General features: G+C 68.5%; 14 protein-coding genes. 8 read left to right on the top strand and 6 right to left on the bottom strand.

Features of this window, described 5'->3' with window-relative positions; translation table 11 throughout:
• Nucleotides 1-74: 74 nt before the first annotated feature.
• The 3 genes from ACJ8AT_RS00620 (at nt 75) to ACJ8AT_RS00630 (ending at nt 3,088) form a co-directional block, all read left to right on the top strand.
• Nucleotides 75-1,364 carry an O-antigen ligase family protein gene (locus ACJ8AT_RS00620; RefSeq protein WP_407735547.1) on the top strand — a complete coding sequence of 430 codons (1,290 nt, stop codon included), beginning with the start codon at nt 75-77 and terminating at the stop codon, nt 1,362-1,364.
• Nucleotides 1,354-2,505 carry a glycosyltransferase gene (locus ACJ8AT_RS00625; RefSeq protein WP_407735548.1) on the top strand — a complete coding sequence of 384 codons (1,152 nt, stop codon included), beginning with the start codon at nt 1,354-1,356 and terminating at the stop codon, nt 2,503-2,505. Before ACJ8AT_RS00620 ends, ACJ8AT_RS00625 begins: the two co-directional genes overlap by 11 nt.
• 328 nt (nt 2,506-2,833) lie before the next feature.
• Nucleotides 2,834-3,088 (top strand): hypothetical protein, encoded by a 255-nt coding sequence (locus tag ACJ8AT_RS00630; protein ID WP_407735549.1) that lies wholly within the window; start codon nt 2,834-2,836, stop codon nt 3,086-3,088.
• A gap of 40 nt (nt 3,089-3,128) precedes the next feature.
• Here ACJ8AT_RS00630 and ACJ8AT_RS00635 read toward each other — a convergent pair whose 3' ends face one another.
• From ACJ8AT_RS00635 to ACJ8AT_RS00650, 4 genes are read right to left on the bottom strand one after another with little or no spacing between them, the layout of a single operon-like run.
• Nucleotides 3,129-4,250, bottom strand: coding sequence for a quinone-dependent dihydroorotate dehydrogenase (locus ACJ8AT_RS00635; RefSeq protein WP_407735550.1), 1,122 nt, complete (start codon nt 4,248-4,250; stop codon nt 3,129-3,131).
• 29 nt (nt 4,251-4,279) lie between these two features.
• The gene (locus ACJ8AT_RS00640) at nt 4,280-5,275 is read right to left on the bottom strand and encodes an adenosine deaminase (RefSeq protein WP_407735551.1); all 996 of its coding nucleotides are present in this window, start codon (nt 5,273-5,275) and stop codon (nt 4,280-4,282) included.
• A 36-nt stretch (nt 5,276-5,311) separates the two neighbouring features.
• Entirely contained in the window at nt 5,312-5,995 is a 684-nt protein-coding gene (locus ACJ8AT_RS00645) for a Smr/MutS family protein (protein ID WP_407735552.1), read from the bottom strand.
• A 43-nt stretch (nt 5,996-6,038) separates the two neighbouring features.
• A complete protein-coding gene (locus ACJ8AT_RS00650) occupies nt 6,039-6,848 on the bottom strand; it encodes a TerB family tellurite resistance protein (RefSeq protein WP_407735553.1) in 810 nt (269 codons plus the stop codon).
• Between the two features lie 52 nt (nt 6,849-6,900).
• Here ACJ8AT_RS00650 and folD point away from each other — a divergent pair, with 52 nt between their 5' ends.
• Both folD and ACJ8AT_RS00660 read left to right on the top strand, forming a co-directional pair.
• Nucleotides 6,901-7,746, top strand: a complete 846-nt coding sequence (gene folD, locus ACJ8AT_RS00655) for a bifunctional methylenetetrahydrofolate dehydrogenase/methenyltetrahydrofolate cyclohydrolase FolD (RefSeq protein ID WP_407735554.1) — start codon at nt 6,901-6,903, stop codon at nt 7,744-7,746.
• 408 nt (nt 7,747-8,154) lie between these two features.
• Nucleotides 8,155-10,260 carry a PAS domain-containing protein gene (locus ACJ8AT_RS00660; RefSeq protein ID WP_407735555.1) on the top strand — a complete coding sequence of 702 codons (2,106 nt, stop codon included), beginning with the start codon at nt 8,155-8,157 and terminating at the stop codon, nt 10,258-10,260.
• 3 nt (nt 10,261-10,263) lie between these two features.
• On the opposite strand, the gene ACJ8AT_RS00665 is transcribed toward ACJ8AT_RS00660, so the two are convergent.
• Nucleotides 10,264-10,692 carry a hypothetical protein gene (locus ACJ8AT_RS00665; RefSeq protein ID WP_407735556.1) on the bottom strand — a complete coding sequence of 143 codons (429 nt, stop codon included), beginning with the start codon at nt 10,690-10,692 and terminating at the stop codon, nt 10,264-10,266.
• On the bottom strand, nt 10,689-11,561 hold the full coding sequence (gene metF / locus ACJ8AT_RS00670; RefSeq protein ID WP_407735557.1) for a methylenetetrahydrofolate reductase [NAD(P)H]: 873 nt from the start codon (nt 11,559-11,561) through the stop codon (nt 10,689-10,691). The genes ACJ8AT_RS00665 and metF overlap by 4 nt, the downstream gene beginning before the upstream one ends.
• Before the next feature lie 101 nt (nt 11,562-11,662).
• On the opposite strand from metF, the gene gcvT reads away from it, so the two are divergent.
• From gcvT to gcvP, 3 genes are all read left to right on the top strand, one after another.
• The gene (gene gcvT / locus ACJ8AT_RS00675) at nt 11,663-12,748 is read left to right on the top strand and encodes a glycine cleavage system aminomethyltransferase GcvT (protein WP_407735558.1); all 1,086 of its coding nucleotides are present in this window, start codon (nt 11,663-11,665) and stop codon (nt 12,746-12,748) included.
• 21 nt (nt 12,749-12,769) lie between these two features.
• Nucleotides 12,770-13,159, top strand: a complete 390-nt coding sequence (gene gcvH, locus ACJ8AT_RS00680; protein ID WP_407735559.1) for a glycine cleavage system protein GcvH — start codon at nt 12,770-12,772, stop codon at nt 13,157-13,159.
• 80 nt (nt 13,160-13,239) lie between these two features.
• Nucleotides 13,240-16,137, top strand: coding sequence for an aminomethyl-transferring glycine dehydrogenase (gcvP, locus tag ACJ8AT_RS00685; protein ID WP_407735560.1), 2,898 nt, complete (start codon nt 13,240-13,242; stop codon nt 16,135-16,137).
• Nucleotides 16,138-16,317 lie beyond the last annotated feature (180 nt).

The following is a 16,317-nucleotide window of genomic DNA, read 5'->3' on the forward strand; positions in this document are numbered from 1 at the left end:
CTTGACTGGCATGGCGAGTGCTACGCCCTGGGAGGCACGCGTTCGTTGGACGCCGTGGTCTCCAGGAGGAAGGTATGGGTGTAGGGGAGCAGGGGCAGCAGCGAGACATCCTGGCGTTCTACGCACTGACGGCCTTCGCGGCGGTGATGTACGCCGTCCCAGGCGAGTGGCTCCCGATCTTCGCTCCGCTGCGGCTCGCGCTGGTGACCTCGGGGCTGGCCGCGGGGTTGATGGCGATGCGGCGGCTGGGGCGGGCCGAGCCGCTCTACCTGGATGGAGCGCGCGGCCTGTCGCTGCTGGCCTTCTCGGGGCTGGCGATGGCATCGGTGGCCTGGTCGGTGAACCCGGACGTGACGCGGGCCACGGGCATCGAGCTGCTCAAGCTCACCGCCATCTACCTGACGATCATCAACGTGATCACCACGCCGAAGCGGATGGCGGTGATGGCCGGAGCCATGGTGCTCGCCTCGATCGTGACGTCCATCGGGGTCATCAACTGGTACCGCGAGGGCGTGGACATGGTGGAGGGCTTCCGCTCTCGCTGGGTGGGCGTCTACGCGGACCCGAACCACATGGCCATGGACGTGGGCGTGGCGGTGCCGCTGGCGGTGGCCTTCCTGGCGCGCAAGGAGTCGAAGTGGGTGATGCGCGTGGCGGCCGCGGTGGCGGCGGTGCTGGCGGTGGTGGCCATCGTGCTGAGCCACTCGCGCGGCGGCTTCATTGGCCTGTCGGTGGCGATGACGGTGTGGGCCATCCGCGAGAAGCGCCGCCTGCAATCGATTGCCGTGGCCGCGGTGCTGGCGCTGGGGCTGGTGCTGTTCGCGCCGCAGAGCTTCTGGGAGCGCAACGAGACGGTGGCCACCTTCCATGAGGACGCCTCGGCCATGGGCCGCGTCTACGCGTGGCAGGTGGCCTCGCGCATCAGCCTGGACAAGCCGCTGCTGGGCATTGGCGCGGGGGCCTTCCGCTTCGCGTGGCCTTTCTACGCGCCGCCCGAGGCCAAGCGGGCCTACGTGGCGCACAACATCTTCCTGGACGTGATTGGCGAGACGGGCTTCATCGGCCTGCTGTTCTTCCTGGTGTTCGCCGGAGGCGCCACGGGCGGCGCCTTCGCGGGCTCGAAGGACAGCCAATCGGGGTGGCTGGGGCGAGCCCTGGCCGCGGCCATGGCGGGTTACCTCGTGTGCGATCTCTTCTCGGGCTACATCCTGTCCGCGCACCTCTACGTGCTGTTCGGCCTGGCGGCGAGCGCGGAGCGGATTGCCGAGGCTCGGGCTCGCAGCGCGGCGGGGTTGACGGTGCAGAGGGTGCCGGCGAGCCGGGGCTCGGCGGCGGCGTGGGAGGGGTCTGGGCATGCGGCGTGAGGCGGAGGCGGTGGGCGCGGAGCCCATCCGCCTGGTGCAGTTCACCCGGTCGTTCTTCATTGGAGGCACGGAGGTCCAGGTGTTGGAGCTGCTGCGCGGGTTGCCGCCCAGCTACCAGCTCCAGGTGTCGGTGCTTCAGGAGGCGGGGCCGCTGGTGGGCGAGCTCCGGAAGCTGGGGTTCACTCCGGAGGAGTTTCCGCTCCACGGCTCGCTGGCGCGGCCCAACACGCTCTGGCAGGTGGTGCGGCTGGCGCGCTGGCTGGAGCAGCACCGGGTCGAGCTGGTGCATGTGCACGACTTCTACGCGACGATGCTCGCGGTGCCCGCGGCGAAGCTGGCCGGGGCCAAGGTCATCGTCAGCCGGTTGGATCTGGCGCACTGGCATGGCCGGGCGCGGCGCGCGGTGCTGGCCCAGCTCACCCGCATGGCCGATCACGTGGTGGCCAACGCGGGGGCCATCCGCCGGATGCTGGTGGAAGAGGAGGGCCTCCCCGAGTCTCGCGTGAGCGTGATCCACAACGGCCTGGATCTGCCGCGCTTCGACGCGCGGATCCGCCAGGGGCTCCAGGGGCCGGTGCCGGACACGGGCGGCGCGCCGGTGGTGGTGCACGTGGCCAACATGAACCACGTGGTGAAGCGGCAGGAGGATCTGTTGCAGGCGCTGGCGCTGCTGAGGCGCGACGGCCGGAAGCTCCACGCTCTCCTGGTGGGAGATGGGCCTCGCCGGCCGGAGCTGGAGCGCAAGGCGGCGGAGCTGGGCGTGGCGGAGCAGGCCCACTTCCTGGGCCACCGCGCGGACGTCCCGGCGCTCTACGCGCGGGCGAACCTGGGCGTGCTCTGCTCCACGGCCGAGGGCATGTCCAACGCGGTGATGGAGGGCATGGCCGCGGGGCTGCCCATGGTGGTGACGGCGGTGGGCGGCAATACGGATCTCATCGTGGACGGGGTGCGTGGGCGGGTGGTGCAGCCTCAGCGCCCCGAAGAGCTGGCCCAGGCCTTCCGCTGGCTGCTCGAGCACCCGGAGAAGGCCAAGGATCTGGGCGCCGCCGCTCGAGGCTTCGTGCGCCGGGAGCTCTCCTTGGAGCGTATGGTGCAGCGCCATGACGCGCTGTATCAGAGCGTCGCGAGGCCCACGCAATAGGAGCGGCGGCGGTACGTAGAAGCAGAGAGCTGGGATTTTTGCGAAGAATTTCTTGATAAAGTTGGTTGGCGTGAATAACCTGCTATTCCGTAAGTCGCTGGTGGCAGGGAACTTGAGGAGAGCGTCCCAGCGATAAAGGATTAACTCAGGGACCGGCACCTTTAGGAGCCGAGGCCCGGGCGCTCGCCGGTCAAACTCCAAGGGGCCGGCGGGCGCTCTATTTTTTGGGAGAGGTGGCAGACTCGGGCGCGTGTTCTGTCCGCACCCGGCCCCCCTCCCTCGGCACGAAGCGAAGCGCGAATCCCTGGACCCCGAGAAGAGCGGGGGCGTGGAGCAGCAGGAGCGCCTCGAGGACTTCGTGGGCGGCGGGCGCATCCGCTGTCCGAAGTGTGGCTGGAGGCCGCGCAAGGTGGACCGCTGGTCCTGCCGCTGCGGCTGCACGTGGAACACCTTCGATACGGGCGGACGCTGCCCCGACTGTGACAGGCAGTGGCGCCACACCCAGTGCCTGCGCTGCCACGAGTGGAGCCCTCACGAGGACTGGTACACCGCGAAGCCGCCCGGGCCGGGGACTCCTCGGTAGGATGGGGCGATGACTTCCATGCCCATGGGTGGCACCTGAGTCAGGCTCGCGCGGGAGTGCCGGTCTCGGCCGGGGCGCGCGGTGGGGGAGCGCGGTGGTCTGCGCCCACGGCCTCGCGGACGGAGCGGAAGCCGTCGCGAGCGAGCAGGGCGCCCAGCTCCTGGACGACCCGGCGCACCATGCCGGGGCCCTCGTAGATGAAGCCGGTATAGGCCTGGACCACGGAGGCGCCCGCGCGCAGCTTCTCGTAGACGTCCTGGGCGGTGAACACGCCTCCCACGCCGATGATGGGCAGGGCGCCTGCGCTGCGCTGCCACGCGCGGCGGATGACGGCGTTGGCGGGCTCTCGTACGGGAGCGCCGGACAAGCCGCCGGCCTCCTGGGCCAGCGGGTGCTCGAAGGGGCGGGCCACCGTGGTGTTGGTGGCGATGAGCCCCGAGAGGCCACAGGCGCGGGCCACATCCACCACCTCGTCCACGGCCTCGGGCGTGAGATCCGGGGCGATCTTCAGGAACAGCGGCTTGCCGGGCGCCACACGCTCCAGTCGCTCCTTCACCGCGCGCAGCAAGGCCGTGAGCTGCTCGGGCTCCTGCAGCTTGCGCAGGCCGGGAGTGTTGGGAGAGCTGGCGTTGACGACGACGTAGTCCCCGAGTGGCGCGAGCGCATCCACGCACGCCACATAGTCGTCCACGGCCCGCTCCAGCGGCGTTTCCTTGTTCTTGCCCAGGTTCACGCCCAGCGGCGCGGGGTGCCATTCCCGTGAGCGCAGGTGCTCGGCGGCCACGGTGGCGCCGTGGTTGTTGAAGCCCATGCGGTTGATGAGGGCGCGGTGCTCGGGGAGGCGGAAGAGGCGAGGGGCCGGATTGCCCGGCTGGGGGCGAGGGGTGACGGTGCCGATCTCCACCGCGGAGAAGCCCAGCGAGAACAGGCCGTCCACGGCCTCGGCGTCCTTGTCCAGCCCGGCGGCCAGCGCGAGCGGGTGCTCGAAGCGCAGGCCCGCCAGCTCCACCGAGAGCTCCGCCGTGGTGCCTCGCAGCGCGCGGGCCCGGAGCCACCGGCACAAGGCTGGCCACAGGCCCAGCAGCCGCAGCCCGAGCATGCCCAGCCGGTGGGCGCGCTCTGGGGCCAGCATGAACAGCAGCGCGCGGAGGAGTCGGTACATGCGGCCCTTTTACACGAGGGCCGCCGGCTTCAAGCGGGGATGAACGAGTACTGTCGAGCCCAAGCGAGTGTCTGGTCCACCTGCTCGGGCGTGAGGATGCTGTTGCGCTCGACCAGCTCTATCTCCCGGCGCATGTCCGTCTCCAGGAGGTAGGGGCCGTCCGTGTTGATGGTGAACTTCACCCGCCGGTCCCAGAACGTCTTGACGATGTGCCGGAACTCATCGAGCCCCTCCACCGCCTTGGTGTGCAGGTTGGAGGTGGGGCACAGCTCCAGCACCACGTCCCGCTCCCGAAGCAGCTTCATCGCCTCCTCGTCGTAGGCGGCGCGGATGCCGTGGCCGATGCGGTTGGGCTTGAGGCGCTCGACCACCGCCATCACGCCCTCGGCGCCGGTGCCCTTTGTCTCGCCGGTGTGCACGGTGGCCTTCAGGCCCGCCTTGCGTGCCCTCGCGAAGAGGTCCTCGTACTGGGAGGCCGTCTCGGGCTGCAGCTCCAGCGCGTTCTTCTCCGTGCCCGCCAGATCAATGCCGTACACGCCGCGGGTGCGGTACTTGATGGCCTTCTCCACCAGGATGGCGTTGAGCGAGTGATCGAACTCGCGCGCCAGGCAGAAGATGAGGCCCACCTTCACGCCGTACTCGAGCATGGCCCGGTCCATGCCGCGCAGCGCCGCGTGGATGATGTGGTCCAGATCCAGCTCGGAGTTGAGGTTGCGCTTCATCGGGTTGAAGCGCAGCTCGATCTGCGTCACCCGGCTGCCGCGGTACTCCTTGCCGATCACCTCGTACACCGAGCGCTCGATGGCGCTGGGGGAGGATTGGATCTTCTCCGTCCAGGTGTGGAGGATCTTCAGGTAGTCCTCGAGGCTGCCCACCTTGCCGGGACGCGAGGTGATGAGCTCCACGAAGTCGAAGTAGTTCTTCACCGGCAGCTTGAAGCCCTGCTGGTGCGCGATGGACCAGAGGATGTGGGGCGCCACTGCGCCGCCAACATGGATATGCAGATCAATGAGGTCGCGAGCCATGGTGGCATGTATGCACAGAGCTGCCCGGGCGTCCAGCTACCGGCGCAGCAGCACGTAGACGGCGCCGGCTCCCCCGTCCTGGGGACGGGCCGTGGCGAACGCCAGCACCATGTTCCCCAGCCGCTTCTGGCTCAGCCACCCCTTCACCGCCTCCTTGAGCACCGGGATCTGATCCTGGGAGTTCAGCCCCCGCCCGTGGACGATGAGGACGCACCGCTTGCCCGCCCGGCGGCTGTCCGTCAGGAAACGATCCACGGCCTCCTTGGCCTGGGCCTGCGTCATGCCGTGCAGATCCAGGCGCCCCTGGAGGGAGAAGTCGCCCCGGCGCAGCGAGCGCAGCAGGTTGCGGTCCGTGCCCGGAGAGGCGCCCTCGATGAACTCATCCGAGCCCGCGATGTCGAACTCGCCATTGCCGGTCACGAGCTCCGAGAGCTGGGCGAGCGCCTCGGCGTTCTCGTCGATGAGCTCGGGCAGGCGCGGGTTGGGCACGGGCGCCTCGCCGCGGTGGGTGAGCTGCTGGACGCCGTCCATGGCCGAGTAGAAGAGCGAGGCGTCATCCTCCTCGGGGGCGGGCTTCTTCTTGGGAGGGGGCGGAGGCGGGGCCTTGGTGGGCTTCTCCGGCTCGGGAGCCTTCTTCTGGATGGCCTTGATGGCGTCCTTGAAGGGGTTGTTGTGGAAGCTCGGTTCCTTCTTCTTGGGGGGACCGTTGCGTTGGCTCACTGTCTCTCCAGGGTGATGCCGCGTTCCAGGTTCTAACCGTTCGTCACAGTCCGCGCAGGCGGCGGATCATCTCGTACGCATCCTGGATCTCCTGGAAGCGGCGAGTGGCTTGGTCGACCGCTCCGGGCCCCAGGTGGGCGACGCGGTCCGGATGGTGCGCCGCGGCAAGCTGGCGGTAGGCGCGCTTCACCTCCGCATCGGAGGCTCCGGGGGCCAGGCCGAGCCGGGCGTAGTGGGTGTGATCCGTCCCCAGGTAGCGCGCCGTCACCGCGCGCCGGTCCTCCTCACTGAGGCCCAGCCCCTTGACGATCTGGCGCAGGGACTCCTGCTCGGAGCGCTGGAGAGCGCCGTCCACGAGCGCCAGTTGGTACAGCGTGTCGGCCAGGAGCAGGCGGTCCGCGGTGGGCAGCTCGTCCCGGCACGCCGCGATGGACTCTTCCAGGGGCGGGGGCTTCTGGAGGTACTCCTTGAGGAAGAGGCGGACGGTGTCCAGGGCCTCGGGGCCGTACTTCAGCTCGTTCTGGAAGTACTCCCGGACGATCCGCACCTCGTCCCGAGACACCTCTCCGTCCACCCGGGCCACTTCGATGAAGAGGGCGCAGAGGTGGCGCGCGAAGTGCTCTTGCGCCTGGGAGTCGAGCGCCTCCTGCGACACCGGCTCTGGCGTGTCCTCCATCGTCCCGGCGTCCCCGAGCTCCTCGAGAGGATTGGGGGGCGGAGCGGCATGGGCGTTGTCGTAGAAGTGTCCCGCCACTCCGCCCACGATGAGGAACAGGACGATGGCCCAGGGGCCTCCGATCCAGAGCCCCAGCATCAACCCCAGTATTGCTCCGAGCACTTTTCCTGGCGCCACGTCCGCGTTCACTCCTTACGAGGACCCAGTTTCGCATAGAGTCCGCCGGTCCATGGCTCAGTTGATTGACGGCAAGGCAGTGGCGGCGCGGGTGCGGGCCGAGGTGAAGGCGGAGGCCGAGCGGCTCAAGGCGGAGCGGGGCCTGGTTCCCGGGCTCGCGGTGGTCCGGGTGGGGGAGGATCCCGCCTCGAAGATCTACGTCACCGGGAAGAAGAAGGCAGCGCAGGAGCTCGGCTTCAACTCCTGGGAGCACCACCTGGACGCGAGCATCTCCCAAGCGGAGCTGCTGGCGCTGATCCTCGGGCTGAATGCCGATTCCGCGATCCATGGCATCCTCGTCCAGCTCCCGCTGCCCAAGCACATCGATGCGGAGCTGATCATCTCGGCGGTGAGCCCCGAGAAGGACGTGGACGGCTTCCACCCGATGAACGCGGGCCTGTTGTCGCTGGGCAAGCCGGGGCTGCGGCCTTGCACTCCGTTCGGGGTGATGCGGCTGCTGGAGGAGGTGAAGTGCGAGCCCTCCGGCAAGCGGGCCGTGGTGGTGGGGCGCAGCAACATCGTGGGCAAGCCCATGGCGCTGATGCTGCTCCAGGCGGATGCCACGGTGACGATCTGCCACCGCAAGAGCGATCTGCCTCGCGAGGTGGGCCTGGCGGACATCCTCGTCGTCGCGACGGGCGTGCCCGAGCTCATCAAGGGCGAGTGGATCAAGCCTGGAGCGGTCGTCATCGACGTGGGGCAGAACCGCAAGACGGACGGGAAGCTCGTGGGGGATGTGGAGTTCCAGGCGGCCTCGCAGCGCGCGTCCGCCATCACTCCGGTCCCCGGTGGCGTGGGGCCGATGACCATCGCCATGCTCATGCGCAACACCCTCACCGCCGCCACCGGCGGTGTGTAGCCGGGCCGGGCGGTTGCTCCCTCGCTCGAAGCTGCCTGCTCTCTGCCCGAGGCTGCGTGCGAGCGGAGGCCACCTATGAAGGGGTCACCGATACCACTGCAGCGGTAGCGAGAGGGATCGCCGGGATGCGCTATGGAATGGAGGCCATCGCTCAGCGGTGGCGCTCGGCGTTGTGAGGCCAGGAGCTCGTCGAGCCGATGATCCGGGAGCTCATCCACCGGATCCAAGACACTTCGCGCGAATGGCTGCCTGGAAAAATGGCGGGCTGAACATTGTGGCTGTCGGAAAGCAGACGCGTCCTGGCGCACCCACGAGGCAGAAAGCACGTGGATGCTAAGTATTTCTCCCGCGTCGGGACCCTTACTCGTGAGCGCCTACTCCGTCGTCTCTCCAGCTCCGTGGCAGGACATGGCAACGAGTGTCGCCCTCGCGGGACTCGACGCGCTCTGGCATGCCCCGATCGGCATTGCCTTCGTCGACACCGAGCTGCGCTATGTGCGCGTCAACAAGGCCCTGGTGGAGATGACCGGGCTGCCTTGCGACAATCACCTGGGCAGCCGGGTCGATGAGGTCCTCCCGGCGGACGCGGAGTTCACGAAGGCGATCATCCGCAGGATCGACCACGTCTTGGCGACGGGGAATCCCCTGGAGAACATCGAGGTGGAGTGGGAGTCCGTGGGGCACTCGCGCGAGCCCCGCTTCTCTCGCACGAGCTACTACCCGGTGCGCAGCGGCTCCTCCATCCTCGGCGTGTGCATGTATGTCGAGGATCTGAGGGCGCAGCGGCGCTCGGAGCAGCAGCGCACCGAGCTGCTCGAGCGCGAGCGCCACGCCCGAGCAGACGCCGAGGCCGCGGCCCAGCGGCTCTTCATGCTGGCCGAGGCCTCGCACGTCTTCACCGGGGCCAGCGCGGATCTGCACAGCCTGGTCAATGCCGTGGTCCGCATGGTGGCCACCATCCTCGACGGAGGGTGCACGCTCGCCATGCTCTCGGAGGATGGCGAGGAGGTGGTGCCGGCCGGCGCCTACCACCCTGACTCGGAGGTGCGAAAGGAGCTGGAGGCGCTGGTGGAGCGGGCCGGTCACCCCGTGGGCGAGGGCCTCACCGGCATGGTGGCGCGCACAGGCCAGTCATTGCTGCTGCCGCGCGTGTCGCCCGAGGAGCTGTTGGTGTCCCTGCCCGCGGCCCACCGGGCGTATGCCGAGCGCTTCACGCCTCGCACCCTGATGGCGGTGCCGCTCCGGCTCTCCGGACGGATCATCGGCACGCTGCAGGTGTGCCGCGAGGATGCGGAGCGTCCTTTCGATCCCACGGATCTGGTGTTCCTCGAGGAGCTGGCGGACCGGGCGGGCCAGGCCATCCAGAATGCCCGGCTGCTGGCGCGCGAGAAGGAGGCCCGAGCCGAGGCGGAGACCGAGCGCGCGCGCCTGCATGCCCTGGTGACGCAGGCCCCGGCCGCGATCGCCATCATGCGTGGCCCGGACTTCGTCTTCGAGTTCACCAACCCGCTCTACGAGAAGTTCTCCGGGCGCACGGGCCTGGTGGGCAAGCCCTTCCGAGAGGCGCTCCCGGAGTTGGTCCGGCAGCCCGGCGTCGTGGACGTGCTCTGCCGCGTGCTGCAGACGGGCGAGCCCTTCGTGGGCCACGAGTACCCGGTGGCGCTGGATCGGCGGGGGGATGGCACGCTGGAGGAGGCCTTCCTCAACCTCGTCTATCAGCCGCTCCATGACGCCCAGGGCCATGTGGATGGGCTACTGACGCACGCGGTGGACGTGACGGAGCTGGTCCAGGCTCGCCGGCGCGCCGAGGCGCTCGAGCAGCAGGCGCGGCGTCAGGCCGAGTTCGAGCAGCAGCTCATCGGCATTGTCAGCCACGATCTGCGTAACCCGGTGAGCGCGATCCTCATGTCCGCGCAGATGCTGCTCAAGCAGGAGGGGTTGGGGGAGCGAGCCTTCAAGGGCGCCTCGCGCATCCTCTCCAGCGCGGAGCGCGCCACACGGCTGATCGGCGATCTGCTGGACTTCACCCAGGCCCGGTTGGGCGGAGGTATCCGGATTCAGCGCCGGGCCACCAACCTGCACGAGCTGACACGCCAGGTGCTGGAGGAGAGCCAGGCCGCGTGGCCGGAGCGGGACATCCAGGTGAGCCAGAGCGGGGATGGGGAGGGCGAGTGGGATCCCGATCGGCTGGCGCAGGTGGTGACCAACCTCGTCACCAACGCGCTCCGCTACAGCACGCCGGGCACTCCGGTCCAGGTGAGCACTCGGGCCGAGGAGGACACCGTGCAGCTCGAGGTTCACAACCTGGGCAAGCCCATCTGCGAGGAGCTGCTGCCCCACCTCTTCGAGGCGATGAAGCGTGGCTCGCATGACGGGGCAAGCTCGGGGCGCAGCGTGGGGCTGGGGCTCTATATCGTCCAGCAGATCGTCTGCGCCCATGGCGGCACGGTGTCCGTCCAGTCCTCGGAGGCCGAGGGGACGACCTTCACCGTGCAGCTACCTCGCCGGGCCTGAAGCTCAGGGCGCGAAGGACTTCTTCACGATCGGGTTGCTGAGGATGAAGAGCATCCAGCACGTGGCGGGGATGCCGACGCAAACCGTGGGCGAGAGGCAGAAGGACGCGGTGATGGCGCCCACCATGGCCAGGCCGTAGCTCTTCAGGTTCAGCGCGCTCAGCGCTCCCCAGATGGAGAGGACGCCGCAGATGATGGCGGCCACGGCGGGGAGCAGGAAGGCCCCCGGAGTGAAGTCCTTCAGCGCCGCGGCCCGCTCGGGCGAGAGGGTGATCGCGCCGGAGGCCACCAGGCCCGCGAGCCCCAGCAGCAGGACACAGAGGACGATGTTGAGCGTGCCCACGCACAGCAGCAGGAAGGCGGGGGTCCGCACCAGGCGCAGGCCGGGGAAGCGGGGATCGTTCCTGGGCAGGTTGAGCCCGGGGCCACTCACGATCGCGCCCTCAGCGCGCTCACGATCATCCGCGTCGCCGGAGACTTGTTGAGCGTGTAGAAGTGGATGCCCGGCACGCCGCGCGACAGCAGCTCCATGCACTGCACGGTGGCGTGCGCCACCCCGAGCTGCACCACGGCGTCCGGCTGATCCTTGACGCGCTCGAGCTGCAGCCCCAGCCGCATGGGCACCGTGGCGCCGCACATGCGGGTGAAGCGGTGGACCTGCTCGAAGTTGGTGATGGGCATGATCCCCGGGACGATGGGAACGTTGATGCCCGCGCGGCGGGCCCGCTCCACGAAGTCGAAATAGAAGGCGTTGTCGAAGAAGAGCTGGGTGATGAGGAAGTCCAGCCCCGCGTCCACCTTGGCCTTGAGGTGCCGCAGATCCGCGTCACGCGAGGCCGTGTCCACGTGGCCCTCCGGATAGCACGCCCCGCCCAGGCAGAAGTTGAAGTCCTCTTCTCGGATGAAGCGCACCAGCTCCGAGGCGTAGCGGAAGCCTCCCTCCACCGCCACGAAGTCCTTCTGGCCCTGGGGCGGATCGCCGCGCAGCGGCAGCACGTTCTCGATCTTCGCATCCGCCAGACGACGCAGGATGTCACGCAGCTCGTCCCGGCTGTGCCCCACGCAGGTGAGGTGGGCCATGGCCTCGATGCCGGTGCTCTGCTTGATGCGCGTCACCAGCTCCACCGTCCGGTCCCGCGTGCTCCCGCCCGCCCCGTACGTCACCGAGACGAAGCCCGGCTCCAGCGGCGCCAGGTCCTCCAGCGTCTTCAGCAGGTTCGCGGTCCCCTCATCCGTCTTCGGCGGGAAGAACTCGAAGGAGAAGCACGGGTTGGACGGATTCAACCGATTACGAATCTTCATATCAACCCCAGTGTAGCCCCTTCCCGAATGCCTTGATTGAAAGAGGTGCGCGGCTATAGTCCGCCCGCTTTCCACCCCCACCCCCACCAGAGGAGAAGACGATGGCCCGGCGCACGCCCTTGAACGAGGCCCACCGGAAGCTGGGCGCTCGGATGGTCGACTTCGTGGGTTGGGACATGCCGGTTCAGTACTCCTCCGTCATCGGCGAGCACGAGGCGGTGCGGACCGCCGTGGGCCTGTTTGATGTCTCGCACATGGGCGAGATCGAGTTCCGCGGCCCGGGCGCTCTCGAGGCGGCCAACCGGCTCATCTCCAATGATCTCGCCCGGTGTGCGGACGGACAGGCCGTCTACGCGGGCCTGCTCAACGAGCAGGGGACCTTCGTGGACGACGTCGTCGCCTACCGCTTCTCGCCGGAGCACATCTTCATCTGCGTCAACTCGTCCAACCGCGAGAAGGACTTCGCCTGGATGCAGGCTCATGCCCAGGGTGTGAAGCCCGTGGACCGAAGTGACGACTTCGCGCAGATCGCCGTGCAGGGCCCCAAGGCCCCCGGTCTGGTGCAGCGGCTGACGAAGGCGGATCTGTCCAAGGTGGGCACCTACCGCTTCACCCAGGGCGAGGTGGCGGGCATCCAGTGCATCATCTCCCGCACCGGCTACACGGGCGAGGACGGCTTCGAGCTGTACTGCGCTCCGAACGACGCGGAGAAGCTGTGGAACGCCCTGCTGCAGGAGGGGCAGGCGGACGGCGTGAAGGCGTGCGGCCTGGGCGCCCGCGACAGCCTGCGCACCGAGATGAAGTACGCGCTCTACGGCAACGACATCGACGACGCGCACACCGCGCTGGAGGCGGGCCTGGGCTGGATCGTCAAGCTCGACAAGCCGGGCGGCTTCATTGGCAAGGAGGCCCTGGAGAAGCAGAAGGCCGCCGGGGTGAAGCGCAAGCTGGTGGGCTTCGAGATCACCGGCAGCGGCATCCCTCGCCACGGCTACGCCATCATGAAGGGCGGGCAGAAGGTGGGCGAGGTGACGAGCGGCACCATGGGCCCCTCCGTGAAGAAGCCCATCGGCATCGGCTACGTGCCCACGGAGCTGTCCGCCGAGGGCTCCACCTTCGATGTGGATGTCCGTGGCCGGCCCGTGCCCGCCCAGGTCGTCAAGACGCCTTTCTGGAAGAAGCCGTAGCCCCTTTTCGAGGAGCAAACCATGTCTGACTCCATCCCCCAGGATCTGAAGTACACCAAGGACCACGAGTGGGCTCGCCAGCAGGGGAACCTCGTCGTCGTGGGCGTCACCGCGCACGCGCAGGAGGCGCTGGGCGACGTGGTGTATGTGGAGCTGCCCAAGGTGGGCTTCACCATGACCGCCGGCAAGCAGTTCGGCGTCATCGAGTCCACCAAGGCCGTGTCCGAGCTGTTCGCCCCCATCAGCGGCAAGGTGGTGCGGGTGAACGACGCGCTCACGGACAAGCCGGACACGGTGAACGAGGATCCGTACGGCGCGGGCTGGATCGTCGAGCTCGAGCCCTCGGACAGCAAGCAGCTGGCCGGGCTCCTGGACGCTACGGCGTACGCCGACCTGCTCAAGAACGCGTAGCGCCTCCGAGGCACTGAATCCGCCTGGGCTGGGTGTTAAACGGCCTCTGATTCCTCTCGTTACCCGAGTGCTCGAACATCATGTCTCTGAACTGGAAGTATCAGGAGTCCTTCGCCGCCCGTCATATCGGGCCGGATGATCGTGAGCTGCAGGCCATGCTGGCCGTGCTGGGCGCCAGCTCGTTGGATGAGTTCATCCACCAGACCATTCCGCAGGCCATCCGTTCCAAGGAGCCGCTGCGGCTGCCTCCGGGGCAGGCCGAGCAGGATCTGCTGGCCCTTCTCGAGGGCATCGCGGCGAAGAACCAGCGCTTCAAGAGCTTCATCGGGATGGGCTACTCGGACACCCACACCCCGAACGTCATCCTGCGCAACATCTTCCAGAACCCCGGCTGGTATACGCAGTACACGCCCTACCAGGCGGAGATTGCCCAGGGCCGGCTGGAGGCGCTGCTCAACTTCCAGACGGTGGTGATGGACCTGACGGGGCTGGAGGTCGCCAACGCGTCGCTGCTCGACGAGGGCACCGCGGCGGCCGAGGCCATGGCCATGGCCCTGCACATCAAGGGCGATGGCAAGGGCGGCGCCTTCTTCGTCTCCGAGACGTGCCACCCGCAGACCCTCGACGTGGTGCGCACTCGCGCCGAGCCGCTCGGCGTGGAGATCGTCGTGGGCGACCACCGCTCGGTGGATCTGGGCGCGAAGAAGTTCTTCGGCGCGCTGCTGCAGTACCCGGCCACGGACGGCGCGGTGCATGACTACCGCTCGTTCGCGGACAAGGTGCACGCGGCGGGCGGGCTGGTGATCATGGCCACGGATCTGCTGGCGCTCACGTTGCTGACGCCTCCGGGCGAGCTGGGCGCGGACGTGGCGGTGGGCAGCGCGCAGCGGTTCGGCGTGCCCATGGGCTACGGCGGTCCGCACGCGGCCTTCTTCGCCACGAAGAACACGTACACGCGGCTGATGCCGGGCCGCATCATCGGCGTGTCCGAGGATGCCCAGGGCCGGCGCGCGCTGCGCATGGCGCTCCAGACGCGCGAGCAGCACATCCGCCGCGAGAAGGCCACGAGCAACATCTGCACCGCGCAGGTGCTGCTGGCGGTGATCGCCGGCATGTATGCCGTGTACCACGGGCCTCAGGGGCTCAAGGCGATCGCCGAGCGCGTGCACGGGCTGACGGTGCTGCTGGCCCAGGGGCTGGCGAAGCTGGGCCTCAAGCCCCGTCACGATCAGTTCTTCGACACGCTGCGGGTGGAGCTGCCCTCGGCCCAGGTGCGCACGGTGCTCTCGGCCGCCGAGGCGAAGGGGATGAACTTCCGCCGCATCGACGAGCGCTCCATCGGCCTGTCGCTGGATGAGACGACGCGCCCGGCGGACGTGGAGGCCATCCTCGGCACGTTCGCGGCGGGCAAGACGCTGGGCGCCACGCTGGACGAGCTGGGCGCTAACCTCAGCAGCCCGGTGGAGGCGGGGCTGCGGCGGCAGAGCGCGTACCTCACACACTCGGTCTTCAACAGCTACCACTCCGAGACGGAGATGCTGCGCTACATCCGGCGGCTCGAGGCGCGCGACTTGTCGCTCACTCACTCGATGATTCCGCTGGGCTCGTGCACGATGAAGCTGAACGCCACCGCGGAGATGATCCCGGTGACGTGGCCGAACTTCGGCGGGCTGCACCCGTTCGCGCCGCCCTCGCAGGCCGCGGGCTACAAGGTCATCTTCGAGCAGCTGGAGAGCCAGCTGGCGGAGATCACGGGCTTCGCGGGCTGCTCGCTGCAGCCGAACGCGGGCAGCCAGGGCGAGTACGCGGGCCTGCTGGTCATCCGCGCGTACCACCAGAGCCGTGGGCAGGGGCACCGCGACGTGTGCCTCATTCCTCAGTCGGCGCACGGGACGAACCCGGCCTCGGCGGTGATGGCGGGCTACCACGTGGTCGTCACCAAGTGCGATGACCAGGGCAACATCGACATCGCCGATCTGCGCGCCAAGGCGGACGAGCACAAGGACCGGCTGGCGGCGCTGATGGTGACGTACCCGTCCACGCACGGCGTGTTCGAGGAGGGCATCAAGGAGATCACCTCGATCATCCACGAGCGCGGCGGTCAGGTGTACATGGACGGCGCGAACCTGAACGCGCAGGTGGGGCTGATGAAGCCGGGGCAGCTCGGCGCGGACGTCTGCCACATCAACCTGCACAAGACGTTCTGCATCCCGCACGGCGGTGGCGGCCCGGGCATGGGCCCCATCTGCGTGGCGCCGCACCTGGTGAAGTTCCTGCCGGGGCACCCCGTGGTCTCGATGGGCGGCACGGATCGCATCGGCGCCATCTCGGCGGCGCCGTGGGGCAGCGCGAGCATCCTGCTCATCTCCTGGGTCTACATCCAGATGATGGGTGGGGAGGGGCTGACGCGGGCGACGAAGACGGCGATCCTGAACGCCAACTACATCGCCAAGCGCTTGGACCCGCACTACCCGGTGCTCTACCGCGGCAAGACGGGTGGGGTGGCGCACGAGTGCATCGTGGATCTGCGGCACCTGAAGAAGACGGCGGGCGTGGAGGTGGAGGACGTGGCCAAGCGGTTGATGGACTACGGCTTCCACGCGCCCACGGTGTCCTTCCCGGTGGCGGGCACGCTGATGATCGAGCCGACGGAGAGCGAGTCCAAGGCGGAGCTGGATCGCTTCTGTGACGCGATGATCGCCATCCGCGAGGAGATCCGCGAGATCGAAGAGGGCAAGATGCCCAAGGACAACAACGTCCTGAAGAACGCGCCGCACACGGATCGGGTGATCACGGCGCCGGAGTGGAACCGGCCGTACTCGCGCGAGAAGGCGGCGTTCCCGACGAAGTGGGTGCACGAGGGCAAGTTCTGGCCCTCCGTGGGGCGCCTGAACAACGTGCTGGGCGATCGCAAGCTGGTGTGCTCGTGCCCGCCGACCGAGGAGTACATGGAGCCGGTGCCGCCCAAGGCGGCGTAGTCCCCGCTCCCAATGCAGTGAAGCGCCGAGGCCGTCTCTCCCGCTCAGGAGAGGCGGCCTTTGTGTTCAGGGCGTCTATAAGGGCTCATTTCGGTATAGCCGCCACGGGCGGAACAAGAGCGACGGCACGGGTTTAGACCCCGACGCTTCGTCAAGAAAGGGGCCTGGAATCGAGAGGGA

This window comes from Hyalangium sp. (assembly GCF_045802625.1).
GTDB lineage: Bacteria > Myxococcota > Myxococcia > Myxococcales > Myxococcaceae > Hyalangium.

Bases quoted from the DNA above. Each gene is read 5' to 3' on its own strand.
- ACJ8AT_RS00620 (WP_407735547.1), top strand. From the start codon at position 75: ATGGGTGTAGGGGAGCAGGGGCAGCAGCGAGACATCCTGGCGTTCTAC.
- ACJ8AT_RS00625 (WP_407735548.1), top strand. From the start codon at position 1,354: ATGCGGCGTGAGGCGGAGGCGGTGGGCGCGGAGCCCATCCGCCTGGTG.
- ACJ8AT_RS00635 (WP_407735550.1), bottom strand. From the start codon at position 4,250: ATGTACCGACTCCTCCGCGCGCTGCTGTTCATGCTGGCCCCAGAGCGC.
- ACJ8AT_RS00640 (WP_407735551.1), bottom strand. From the start codon at position 5,275: ATGGCTCGCGACCTCATTGATCTGCATATCCATGTTGGCGGCGCAGTG.
- folD (WP_407735554.1), top strand. From the start codon at position 6,901: ATGGCTCAGTTGATTGACGGCAAGGCAGTGGCGGCGCGGGTGCGGGCC.
- ACJ8AT_RS00660 (WP_407735555.1), top strand. From the start codon at position 8,155: ATGGCAACGAGTGTCGCCCTCGCGGGACTCGACGCGCTCTGGCATGCC.
- metF (WP_407735557.1), bottom strand. From the start codon at position 11,561: ATGAAGATTCGTAATCGGTTGAATCCGTCCAACCCGTGCTTCTCCTTC.
- gcvT (WP_407735558.1), top strand. From the start codon at position 11,663: ATGGCCCGGCGCACGCCCTTGAACGAGGCCCACCGGAAGCTGGGCGCT.
- gcvH (WP_407735559.1), top strand. From the start codon at position 12,770: ATGTCTGACTCCATCCCCCAGGATCTGAAGTACACCAAGGACCACGAG.
- gcvP (WP_407735560.1), top strand. From the start codon at position 13,240: ATGTCTCTGAACTGGAAGTATCAGGAGTCCTTCGCCGCCCGTCATATC.